This is a genomic window from Cohnella thermotolerans DSM 17683, assembly GCF_000429825.1.
Taxonomy (GTDB): Bacteria; Bacillota; Bacilli; order Paenibacillales; family Paenibacillaceae; genus Cohnella; species Cohnella thermotolerans.
Window position 1 is genome coordinate 1 of record NZ_AUCP01000100.1, and the last position, 12026, is coordinate 12026.

The following is a 12026-nucleotide window of genomic DNA, read 5'->3' on the forward strand; positions in this document are numbered from 1 at the left end:
CCCAGCGATTCCCAGGATTAAGCTTCCCGCCAAAGGGTAAGTAGAAATTTTCCAACAGATCTGCCATATCCCGATTCGGCACGAACACGTTCGCTCACTCCATCTGCAAGGTTTTTTGCCAATTTTCTATGTTTTCCTTGCAGATAAATTCGACAAAAGTAGCTCAAATCCCTTGTGGAATAAGGATTTTTTGTTCGTTCAGCAAGCCCTAAGTAGTTGCTTGCCACATTCTGCCGCAATGTCCACACCGGATCATGGATTTTAACAAATACTCATACTTTACATTTCCTGACCGTTTCATGTTTTTCTCTTTCTGCACCTGGGCTAATTCAAACAGTTGCGGGTCAATGATACTTGGTACGGTAACCTCGATCCAATCCTTCTCCTCGCGAAAGGCATATGTTTTTTTCGGTGTGCCGTTCTTGGTTTTCTCCCCGCGAATCTTCCGGGTTTCTCTACGATTGTAATAGAACTTGCCGATGTACACCTCAGAAGTAAGAACCCTTCTAATGGAACTGGCGCTCCAGTTCCTGCTTTCCCCTCGTTTGGGTACCGCCCCCAACGCATAGAGTCGATCCCCGATTTCACGAAGCGTATAGTTCTCATGAACATACCAGTGGTATATCTTCTGGACAAATTCGGCTTCCTGCGCATTGATAATCAAGGTATTTTCATGAAGATCATATCCATAGGGAGCCACACGCATGGGCATGATCTTCTTATCTTTTTCCACCGCTTTGAGTCTTCCGCGTACCGTCCGCTTCTTGATTAAAGACAACTCGTATTGTGCTATGGAACTCATCAGGTTGAAAAAAAGCTGCCCTTCCGGCGTATTCCGGTATTCCGTGTCCACGAACACCAGCTCGATATTGCTCCGCTCCAGCTCACGGCAAAGGATTAATTTATCCGTCAAGTCCCTGGTCAACCGGTCGGGGGGGGGGGTAACAATCAAGCGACGGACCAGCCCTTGCGCAACATCTTGTCTGAATTCATTCATGGCGGGCCGATCGATATCTTCACCTGTGAATCCTTCTTCGCGATAAACTTTGATCATGGATTCGGGAATTCCCAAGTCTTTCGCTTTCCGCATGCAAATCTCAATTTGTGCATCAAGGCTTGTGCCCTCTGATGCTTGCATGCCTGTAGAAACCCTTGGATATATGGCCGTATACATGGAGGTTCGCTCTTCTCCTTTCTTATCACTATCACTTTCCAGTATGGACAAAGAGAGAAACAAAAAAACCGGCTTATTCAGTCGGTTTCAAGATCAAACGCTTTAGGATGTAATCGATAACGGCATTTTTGGCCTCTGCAGCGGATAAGGTGTTTGAGACTTGAACTGAATCACTACATAAAGTATGAGGCACATATACGATTTTGATTGTCGGCATTCGCTCCATACTTTTCACCTCAATACACCTTATTCCGTCTGCGGTTTGTCCTATCACAAGCGCATGGTGTTTTGGATATACTTGAACTCCGTTTCCATGATTCGAACAATAGCCGATTCATTATCCGCCCCAATGAATGTCCAGTACCGGTGCCCAGGTACAACAGATTGGGTAATGAATCCTGACCATGTTAAGGACTTCGATTTTAGAGCGGACATGAGTTTGTCCAAACTTAATAGGTCATTTTGATATAGATCAACGACGATCACATCGGTTCGTGATTCTAGACGGATATAACATTCTTGATCCGTGTTTGTCTGGATGACATATCCTTTTACATCTCTATTACGATCTTCAGCCATTCTCAATAACGGAATCAGGTCTTCCATACAAGTTAAAGCTATCCCGCTAAAATCATAATTTTTAAAGTTCCATCGCTCCATAACAAGCATATCCTTATAAGCCCAATCAAAAGGAACACGGTGGATGATGCCAAATTGGGCCAGTAGCTCATTGCTGAATCTCCTAGATTTCAAAGGGTTCGTTAAGTCGAAAATTGTAGAAGAAGATTCCGAAAAATCTCCCAGCAAGAGTGTTCTTAACTCCGCTGTCCTTAAACTAAAGGCATGTATCAATGCTTTTCGACGATAAGGCAAGGATAGTTTCCGTAGCAGAATACCAAAAGTTATTGGGTCAGTAGCTGCCAGTTCTTTCACCTCATACCAGTCTCGATCATGCCTGCTGATATAAGTCATTTCGTCTATTTCACCATGGATGAATTTTAAGGCTAGTTGAAGAAGGTCTTCCTTCAACCTAAGCTTTACACTCCATCAGCTTAATCCCGTATCAAAGCACTCATCATCAACTCTCCACAAATGGAGCAGATTCTTGTTTCTTTCGACCGAAATCCTCGCATAACCCGAAAACCCAACGAGCTTTTGCTCCATTTGTGGAGCAACCAGGACAGAAAACGAAAGCAAATGATACCTTTAGATCAATGATGTGGACCATCGGGCCCCACCTCCTTTCTTAAGCAAGAGCTGCTGTCTGAACGGTCAAAGAAACAGAATCTGAGGGAGAGATGTAGATGGATAACGATCAGAATATTAAAGATATCGATATTTTGGGATTCATGTATTCGGATCATTGGAAGCAAAATGCGAAAACTATTGCAGAGATTGCTTCTTATGAGAACTCTACTTCGCAAGAATGTTTACAAACTGTCCCAACTGGCAATTGTTACTGCTAATACATAATGTCCACCAGTTGACGGGATAAGTTGTCCTGCTGGTGACGGACAAGATGTCCGACTGAATTAATGAAAAAGGGGAGAATTACGATAATTCTCCCTGTATGACACGCTTGACCATATGATCGTCGATGATCCGATGTCTGTTCTGTGCGCCGTAGATGAGGCAGTGTGTACACGCCTTGTTGATCATCCGAGCGGCACCGCTGGAGAAACGGTAAATGTCGTCGATCGCACTATCCGTAAAAACATCATGCTCTGCACCGGCATAAGTCATATGCCGCTGAATATAAGCGCCCGTCTGGGCTCGATCATAGTAGGGCAGCTTTCTCTGCAGGTCGATGCGTTGACACGCAGCATACGCCTGAAGATTCAGGCGATCCCATAGTTTGCTTTGGCCCACGAGAATGAGCGCCATCGGTCTCTGTGCATCCATCTTGAAATTAAGCAGAAAGCGTACTTCCTCCAGCATTTCGCGGTCGAGCAAATGAGCCTCATCGATGACAACAACTGGCTGCAGCCGATGAATGCCGCGCATGAGCTCGATCTCGCGATGAAGCTGGCGTTTGGCGTCGCCTCGGTAGAACTTTGACTCGCAGCCGAGTTGCTCAAGCAGCCCTTTGTAGAAGTGTCTCGGCGTCAGCTTGGAGTCCGACAGGTAGAGCACCTTGTACTTGGCAGGGTCGAGCAATTCGGTAAACCGGCGAATCGTCGTTGTCTTGCCTGTTCCGCAGTCGCCGGTAACAACGGCAAACCACTGCCGCTCAGCTGCGTACGTAAGACGTCCGAGCGTCTCTTCCAGTATGTCCGACTCGTACAATTCACTCGTTGGAATATCCCTCGAAAATGGAGAACAATGGAGCCCGTAAAAGGATTCAAACATGGCTGTCCTCCTTCTTGACCCGGCGGTAGGCTACAGCAGGTACCTGCTGAGCCTTTCGATCCCGGCTGCGCTCTTCTGCAGCAGCAAGCAACCTTGAGGCGTCAGCTGGCAATCTGTTCAGGTGGTCCGGTAACGGCGGACGCTTTCCCGCGCGTTCGCCAATGATGAGTTCCCGAACACGCCACGGCGTATGCCCCTCGTACTCGATCATAAGTTCCGTGATATCCGCAGGGTCGAACACGACATCCACCGTGCGGCCGATGAATGAAAGGCCAACCTCATACTTGCGATCCATGAAGCTGATGCAACCCGACTTGTCGACCTTACGTGTCTCGCAGTGTAAGAAGGCATTTGCGAGCGTATCTGGATCGACGAAACGGAGCGCCTTCTTGTCGCTGCGAAAAGCTGATTCTGGACTGCGTTTGTTTTCGAGCGCTGAATGCGGCTTGTTCTGGTAGCACTCCGACAGCCACACCGCAAATAGCTCATTCAGCCGCTCCAGTGTCTTCGGTTTCTCAAGCGCTGCCTCACTTAGAAACGCGTCAACGACGCGATTGAAACGTTCGACCTTCCCTGTAGCCTCCGGCGAGTAGGGCTTCGCAAACAACAGCCGGATGCCGAGCTTGGAGCATGCACGGGTCATCCACTTGGTACGATATTGCTTGCCGTTGTCGAAGTAGACCGATTCGGGTACGCCGAACTTCTGAATCGCCCGGCGGAAGCAGTCCTCCACAATGGTCTTGTCCATGACCGGATAGAACTCACTATGCAGCACAAACCGCGTCGCGTCGTCGATGAACGTGACAAGGAACACTTGCTTCATGGCACCATCCGGACCGATGGGCAAATACGGACCGTATTTGATGTCCGAATGCCAGAGACGATTGCGATAGCGCTGTTGAAAACGCCTTGCGGCCACACCTGATTCAGCATACATACGCATGTGGCGTGTGCTGTAGCCACGCTGAGCTAGCTTCTCCTGGAGGGTACTGCGCTTGATCTCACCAGGTTGGATACGTCCTTCCCATTCGAGGATTTGAATGAGTTGGGCAACGCTTCTGCTGGGTACCTCACGGCGCAGCAGAATGGCCTGCTCTAATACCTCCGGCGGAATCGTTGCGTCTGACGGTTGCCGCCCTTTGCCTTTCGGCTTTAGCCCCCCAAAACCGTCTTGACGATACTTTGCCAAATACCGGCGTAGCGTCCGCTCGGAGATTCCTGTCTGCTCACAAATCCTAGCCTTGATCTCTCTCGCCTTGGCAGGGTCAAGTCCTTCTGCCAAAAGCGGAGACAGCAGTTGTACACGCTCCGCCGCAATGGCCTCGGCTCTCTTTTGATCTTTCATATCCTTAGCACCTCACTTGGTAGACTTCGAGATGAGTCTACCGCAGGGCTAAGCGGACAAGAATGCAGAACGGGTATGTACCCACAAATTTGAATTGACGATGGGGCGGACAATTCTCGCCAGCCAGCCGGGGGCATCCCCGACGTAGTGTCCGATACAATGATGTGCAGACTGCGAAGATACGGACGATTTCTCCACAGGGTTCTGAGTGAAGCGAATGGTGATCGATGCCAAACATCCGAGCATTACTATGTCTGGTCATAAGGACATTTTGGGCATTTGGATCGGCGAGCACGAAAGTGCAAGCTTCTGGCTCAATGTGTGTACAGAGCTGAAAAGCCGTGGTGTAGAAGACATTCTCATCGCCTGCAAGGACGGTCTTTCAGGGTTTTCTGAGGCGATCCATGCTGCTTTTCCGAAAACCCAAATTCAACTGTGCGTCATCCACCAGATTCGTAACTCTATGAAATATGTTCCGTTCAAAGAAGAAAAGTTAGTCTTGGCAGATTTAAAGAAAGTCTATCAAGCCCTTACGTTAGAAGAAGCTGAGACTGCTTTTTCTACGTTCAAAGACAAGTGGGGAAAGAAGTACCCCATCATTATTCGCTCCTGGGAAAACAACTGGCTCGAACTGACCGCCTATTTCAGCTATCCCCCAGAGATACGCAAGATGATTTATACGACGAATATCATCGAGGGCTATCATCGGCAACTCCGTAAGGTCACAAAGACAAAAACGGCTTATCCATCCGACGATGCTCTACGGAAAATCATCTATCTGGCTACCGTTGAGGCATCGAAGAAATGGACTATGCCGCTTCGGAGTTGGAAAGAATGTATATCGCAACTTGCCATCCATTTTGGAGATCGATTGCAAGGGGAACTGTCCGCATAATCCAACTGTTGAGTCGGCTTGACATGGAGCCTCTGCGGGCATGATTTCTTGCGATTGGGCGATGCCAGTAAAATATGCATCGCATGGCAAGCGAGCCTATCATGCCCGCCACTCCATGTAAAGCCGTTGACGTAACTGTCCACCCGTTAAAAACCCATTTACACAAAAAAATTTACATTCCCCCATATTCCCTCACTTTCCATAACGCAATTACGTTGGCATTGGTCACCACAAACACGAAATCCCCAGGTTCGATCCCCCCGTACCAGGTACTCTCCTTGGCGCCGGCGGCGTAATACTTCTCTTGGATTTGATGCGGTCTTCTACTGTCAAACTTGCCGAAATATACTTTGCTCATATTGGTTCTCCTCGATTTCATTTATTGAAATGATGATAAATCTCATGCGGATATAAGTTCAATAGCTGCATCAGCGCTGTGCAGAAGCCGATCAGGATGATTGGCCCTTCACTATTCGACTGAAACTCGATCCCGCGTTCCACCAAATAGTTAGCTAGACGATCTTATAGTACCATTCCTGACTGTCACGTCCTCGTTTGAAACGAGACCATGCCTCCTCACCGTACTGCTTCAAGTCCCTCTTAATCGAACGAATATTGTGTAGTTTGTCTGCACAGGACGTCTGCCGAATAGCAACGGTTGCATGTTTAAGTTCATCGAGCGTATGCTGCTTTCTTTCCTCCCATGATGCACCTTTGTCCGGTTCTGAGCAGCCTTTTACGATTTCCAATACTTTAGGACCGAAGAAGGCCAGTAAATCCTCCTCCGTTGTATCGGTATCTTCCAACGTGTCATGCAAAATTCCAGCCGCGACAACTTCCTCCGAACAACCTGCCCGCTGCAAAATCATGCCCACAGCATAAGGATGACTAATGTATGGTATCTCTGTGCCTTTTCGGCGCTGTTCCCGATGTGCAACGGCAGCAAACTCAATTGCCTTATCGATTAAAGTCATGGACACGGTTTCCTCCCTTCAATTTCAAAGATCAGTTTCTCATGAATGGTTGCGAACCGGATATTTTTGCAGGTGATTAAGAACCAGCAAAGCCCCAGCCTTATGCAGCGGCTCATTCTGCTTCTCACAATGAAACAGCTGAATGCAGGATGGGCAGCCGTCCGAACAACCACAGCTGCTAATGATCTGTTGGGCTTTCTCCAAGAGAACCCCGAATTTTTCCGCAACGACCTCGACTATACCTGAACCGCCCCCTGCTTGGCTGTCGTAGAAGAACATTCCGGGCATTCCAAACAATGCTGAGCCAGAATAAAAAGAGGTGTGCTGAAAATCAGCCATACTGCACCTTACAACGGCCGGTATCGCCGAAGCTATGGCATGTTCAACCGCATGAAGGCTTCCCTCAGCCATGGTCTCCAAGTCAATGGTATCGCGATCCAGTACATCATTGAGCAGACCTTTAAGTTCATCCCTTCCTTGGTGATCCCACATCAGCCAAAACGCCTCGGTTTGGAAACTGACAGGATATGTGTTTGTCAATTGCACGGTTTCGGGAGGCGTTGCGCCGTGATTGTAGATTTTTTTGTAGCCAAATGTGCTTCGTTTTACGATGATGTTTCCAAGATTGGATTTGATCGCCGCGTCACTTCTCAGTGGATGGGTGATGTCATGGATTTCTATGCTATCGCGGACTATTCCGCGAGTATGATAATCCGTTCTTACCGGCTCCACAACCACTTTGCGTTGCTTACCGTTGACCCACTTGACCTTATAGAAGGTACGATTGTCTGGTCCCAGAAATACAGCATCGACATGATAATCTCGTATTAAGGAACGCCCGTCGACACTTTGGAATAAGATATCCTCATTCCATCCGTTCTTGGTTACAACCGTATAGGTATCGCCCATTGTAAACAAAGTTTGATACCGGGGTGCTTCACCTTGGTAATGGAGTTTTCCTTCGACCTGCTGCCACTGATCGCTTGCCTCAGCGACTACTTTGCGAATTACAGATGAGCGGACATAGTTCATTGCATTTATGACCGTTCCACCCTGCTCATGAGCTGCATATGCGAGATGCTCCTTCAACAGCTTTGGATTCGTTGTATTAATCGCTGCTGATTCAGGCGGGAGCTTAAAGAATTCTTCAGGGTTGCGGGCGAAGTATTGCTGCAATGGCTCTTCCTGAAGCATCATAATCACCACACCGTCTCTGCTGCGTCCCACTCGTCCAGCCTGCTGCCAAAAGGAAGCCTGGGAGCCAGGGTATCCGAGTAAGATACATACATCCAGACACTTCACATCAATTCCGACCTCTAGGGCGCTAGTAGTGACCACTCCAAGGATCTCGCCTTGCTCAAGTTTTTGTATGGTTCGTTCTTTAACTTCTTGAGTGAGGTATGCATGGTACGGCAGAAAAAACTCATGTGGTTCGTCTGCCGAAAGCCCGCCATGATCATGAAGGTGGCTGCGCAGTATCATGTTTATTTCACGACTTAAAAGCTGGGCTTGCTGGCGGTTGCTTGTGAAAATGATACTTCTCGGCCATCTTCCTTCCTTGTAGATCGTGCGCAGAATCTCATAGAGATCGGAAACAACGGCCCTTTTCTTTTGCTCATCGTCTGATAAGCCCGGATTCCACATCAAAATCGCTTTCTTCTTTACTGGCGCTTGTACTCCCGATATTTCATGAAATCCTTTCATTCCACGCATTCCTGTTAATTCTTCAGCTAGATACTTTGGATTAGCAATTGTAGCCGAGCAGGCAATAAACTGGACGTTTTTATTTCCCAACCTGTCACATAACATTCTTAATCTGCGAAGGACCAAAGAAACCTTTGAACCTAACAAGCCTGAGTATTGATGCAGCTCATCAATGACGACAAACCGAAGATTTTGCAGAAAGCGCAACAGTTGGGGGCCTTTTCCCTTAGGCGAACCTGCACCTTGAAGAATTAAATGCAGATAGTGTACGTTTGTCAGCCAATAGCGCCCCTCAGAGAACACGAAGCTAGATGCCTGATCTTTTCTCATATGTTCTGGAATGTTTCGTTGCCCATGAAGAAGCCCAACAGATATTTGTTGCCCATTTACAGAGAATCGGGAAAATCCATTTAGTGAGAAATGATTCCCTTGTGCTTCTACATCATCAGCCCATTTTTTCAGGTGGGCAAACTGATCCTCGACCAATGCCTTGAACGGAGCCAAATATAGCGCACAAGCATTCGGATCAGCAACCAATTTTTCCATGATGGGAACATTGTAAGCCAATGATTTTCCCGATGCGGTTTTCGTACAGAGAACGACATTGCGTCCTTCACGGATGTTCTGTATTGCTTCTCCTTGATGCAAATATAGCTTTTCGATCCCCAGAGATTGCAGCTTCCGTTCCAGCCAACTGGGGATCAGGACTTGTTCAGCATAAGCGCCTTGATTGGCGTCAATTTGATGCACATGTACGTCACTTCGGATACGGGTTCCGAGTTCGAGCAAATGCTGAACGAGATTTTCACTATCGAATGTTTGTTGTACGGGAAGTCTGCGGTCTATGAGCAATTCCATTTCTTCCGGTGTCAGCATGTCGTCCAAGATTGAATGTCTATCATGTGAACAATAAACGCCGGATGGTTTGTTTATATAGGACTCCGTATCGGGTTCAAGGGAGCGCCATTCTGAAACTCGAATCCCGTTTGCCCGTTGATGGATCTTACGGTAATAGCCCTTTGGATCCGCCTTATAGCTGATTTGAATGAAGTCCCCGTAAGGTCTTTGGCCTCCGCAAGCGGAACAGATTACAGGCATTCTTAATCGATCCCTTCAATCAAAATCTTCAGCAGCATTTTGGCCCCAGGCTTAAACAATTCAACATTCCCTTTGCCGGGGAGTTGTACGCAGCTAGGACATCCTTCAGCACAAGGGCAGCTCTCAATAAGCTCAAGCGCTTTTCGAAGTACTTGCGGAAGTTTCTCGTAAATCGCCTCGATGGTCCCGAGACCGGACCCGTTCTCGCCATAGAAGCCGATAACAGGTCTATTGGCAAAAGCCGTCATCCCGCTCGCCGAAAACCCTGTAAAATCATTAGCGTCGCAGATAATGAGGTCAGGAATAACCGAAGTCATAGCGTGACCTGCAGCGTGAAGGGAAGCTTCAGCCAATAAGTCGATGGATCTGCCCTCATCCGCTAACTCCTGAATGCCATTTTTCAATTGGCTCCATTGAGAATCCGTTAGTGTAACCCACATTCCTTCCGGAGTGAATCGGGTGACGGACGGATGATTCAATTGAACCTGCTCAGACTCATGCTTCTGTCCGAAGTAAACTTTTTTATAACCGAAGACACTCCGCTTAATCTCCAGTTCACCATAAGCCATATCGATTCCATCGATGTGTTGCTTCTGATAAGTCTGCATAATATCGATGATATCGCGATAAGTAGATTGAGTGTAATAGGTTAGTTCCTGAATAGGCAATACAATAATTTCACCTTTTCTGCGATTGATAGAGTCTACTCGATAGCCTTTCTCTCCAGGAGTCCAATAGATCGCGCCTTCATAAAAATCACGAAGAGCACTCCACTCATCCAAACTGTCTACTATCGTTTGATTTTGTCCCCGAATGGTTACGCTGTAATTTTTACCAGACATTGATCGAAGACTAAACTTGTCATCAACGATCGCCTCATCGTTAGCTGTTGCAGCTACTTGCAGTACAGTCTCAATATAATCTTCGAGTAATCCAGGAAACATGTCCTGCAAGTCTTCCTTCGTGACTTCTCTCCCGAGCTCTTCTCTTAGTAACGGGATGTGCATGGCTAACAACTTGTAATTTGTTGGATTAATCCTAACTACCTCGGGAGCTTTATGGATAAATTCAAGCGGGTTACGCATGTAATACTGCTGAAGCGGTTCATCCTGCCAGATCAGTATGGCAACACCCTCGCCTTTGCGGCCAACACGTCCGATCTGTTGGGAGAATGCCGCTTTCGATCCGGGATAACCAACAAGAACGGCAAGACTCAAATCACCGATATCAATCCCGACTTCAAGGGCATTGGTAGTAATAATGACATGAATGTCGTGGGACTTGAGTCTCTCAATAATCCGTTTCCGAGTATCATTCGGCAGTATTCCGGTATAAAATGCCGCGAGTTTTTCTCCTTCCACTTTCTCTTTTGGTAGTCGGAGAGGCTGGCGCAAGACGTCTTTGATATAACGGGTAAATACCATAGTCTGGCTGCGAGAAGGTTGAAAAATGATGCTCTTAATCACTTTCTGATCAACAGTCATGATCTGTTTCGCCATCGTAATGGCATCGGTAGAAGGCGCGCGGCGGACTTGTTCATCGGCTGACATACCGGGATTCCAGAGGACGATCCCCTTTTTCTGATGGGCGGAACCATCTGTATTGATGAGGGTGAATCCGCTAAGACCTGTAAGATCCTCTGCTAATCTAATAGGATTTTCAATCGTTGCTGAGCTCGTAATAATCTGGATGTTGTGAGTATTACCAAGTTCTCGACAAACCTTAAGCAGGCGTCTGAGTACCAATGCGACATGACTTCCGAATGTACCTCGGTACATATGCATCTCATCAAGCACTATAAATTTGAGGTTCCGCAGATAATTTCGAATGTGGTGTGCGGTCGCGTACTTCACCTTCTGAACTTGCCCGAGAATGGAGTAATGAATCATATCCGGATTCGTCATCCATACCTGTGCTTTTTCCATGATTCGCTGCCGCGGCCCATTCTCGGTATCACCATCCAGCCGGCCGATATGAATCAGGCGATCTCCTAAGTGCAATTGAGTTTCAAACCACTCATCCAAGGAAGAATTATTCTCCGTTCGTTGCATGCCAAAACGTTTAATTTGATCCAACTGATCATTTGCTAACGCTTTTGTTGGAAATATGTATAATCCACGTTCTTCAGGATGGTTATATAAACGACTAAGAATCGGCAGGTTATAGGACAACGTCTTTCCGGATGATGTTGAAGTGACCAAGACAACATTCGACCCAGAATGGACTGCATCGGCTGTTTGTGCTTGGTGAGAATATAACTGCGTAATTCCCATTCGATGTAAGGCGTCCTTGATGGGCTCTGGCGTTGATTCAGGAATATCCGCAAAAGTAGCTTCTTTCGCAGGAAGTGTATGAACATAAATCTCGGCAACTTCTTCCTCGGCCAACTTCTTCAGCTTATCCAGTACATCATCGGATGAAAACTCATGACTTACTACGCCGGGAATTCGGTTATCTTCACATAGAATAAATTCTTCTTTCTCTAAA

General features: G+C 47.2%; 8 protein-coding genes and 1 pseudogene. 1 reads left to right on the plus strand and 8 read right to left on the minus strand.

The features are described from left to right. Nucleotides 1–208: 208 nt before the first annotated feature. The 4 genes from G485_RS26940 to G485_RS0116450 form a co-directional block, all read right to left on the minus strand. Nucleotides 209–1174: a recombinase family protein gene (locus G485_RS26940; RefSeq protein ID WP_240489174.1), complete on the minus strand. Its 966-nt coding sequence runs from the start codon at nucleotides 1172–1174 to the stop codon at nucleotides 209–211. A 270-nt stretch (nucleotides 1175–1444) separates the two neighbouring features. Continuing rightward, entirely contained in the window at nucleotides 1445–2203 is a 759-nt protein-coding gene (locus tag G485_RS0116440; protein WP_027093429.1) for a hypothetical protein, read from the minus strand. Nucleotides 2204–2725: 522 nt separating this feature from the next. Next, on the minus strand, nucleotides 2726–3523 hold the full coding sequence (locus tag G485_RS0116445) for an ExeA family protein (protein ID WP_027093430.1): 798 nt from the start codon (nucleotides 3521–3523) through the stop codon (nucleotides 2726–2728). Continuing rightward, nucleotides 3516–4868: a DDE-type integrase/transposase/recombinase gene (locus G485_RS0116450; RefSeq protein WP_027093431.1), complete on the minus strand. Its 1353-nt coding sequence runs from the start codon at nucleotides 4866–4868 to the stop codon at nucleotides 3516–3518. Before G485_RS0116450 ends, G485_RS0116445 begins: the two co-directional genes overlap by 8 nt. Before the next feature lie 244 nt (nucleotides 4869–5112). Between G485_RS0116450 and G485_RS26945 the strand changes: the two are divergent. Beyond that, a pseudogene (locus tag G485_RS26945) lies at nucleotides 5113–5763 on the plus strand (IS256 family transposase); the annotation flags it as partial. Between the two features lie 172 nt (nucleotides 5764–5935). Here the strand turns inward: G485_RS26945 and G485_RS0116460 are convergent. From G485_RS0116460 to G485_RS0116475, 4 genes are all read right to left on the minus strand, one after another. Next, nucleotides 5936–6121 carry a hypothetical protein gene (locus tag G485_RS0116460; RefSeq protein WP_027093432.1) on the minus strand — a complete coding sequence of 62 codons (186 nt, stop codon included), beginning with the start codon at nucleotides 6119–6121 and terminating at the stop codon, nucleotides 5936–5938. A gap of 154 nt (nucleotides 6122–6275) precedes the next feature. Next, complete coding sequence (locus tag G485_RS26950) at nucleotides 6276–6737, minus strand: HD domain-containing protein (protein WP_084423348.1); 462 nt, start codon at nucleotides 6735–6737, stop codon at nucleotides 6276–6278. Nucleotides 6738–6776: 39 nt separating this feature from the next. After that, nucleotides 6777–9317 carry a DEAD/DEAH box helicase gene (locus G485_RS0116470; RefSeq protein WP_240489175.1) on the minus strand — a complete coding sequence of 847 codons (2541 nt, stop codon included), beginning with the start codon at nucleotides 9315–9317 and terminating at the stop codon, nucleotides 6777–6779. A gap of 224 nt (nucleotides 9318–9541) precedes the next feature. Continuing rightward, nucleotides 9542–12026: DEAD/DEAH box helicase (locus G485_RS0116475; protein WP_027093434.1), on the minus strand; the 2485-nt coding region annotated here is incomplete at its 5' end.

What these genes read in the sequence shown, in the direction of transcription:
- G485_RS0116470 (WP_240489175.1), bottom strand. Translation starts at nt 9,317, where the DNA reads ATGCTGACACCGGAAGAAATGGAATTGCTCATAGACCGCAGACTTCCC.
- G485_RS0116460 (WP_027093432.1), bottom strand. Translation starts at nt 6,121, where the DNA reads ATGAGCAAAGTATATTTCGGCAAGTTTGACAGTAGAAGACCGCATCAA.
- G485_RS26950 (WP_084423348.1), bottom strand. Translation starts at nt 6,737, where the DNA reads ATGACTTTAATCGATAAGGCAATTGAGTTTGCTGCCGTTGCACATCGG.
- G485_RS26940 (WP_240489174.1), bottom strand. Translation starts at nt 1,174, where the DNA reads ATGTATACGGCCATATATCCAAGGGTTTCTACAGGCATGCAAGCATCA.
- G485_RS0116445 (WP_027093430.1), bottom strand. Translation starts at nt 3,523, where the DNA reads ATGTTTGAATCCTTTTACGGGCTCCATTGTTCTCCATTTTCGAGGGAT.
- G485_RS0116450 (WP_027093431.1), bottom strand. Translation starts at nt 4,868, where the DNA reads ATGAAAGATCAAAAGAGAGCCGAGGCCATTGCGGCGGAGCGTGTACAA.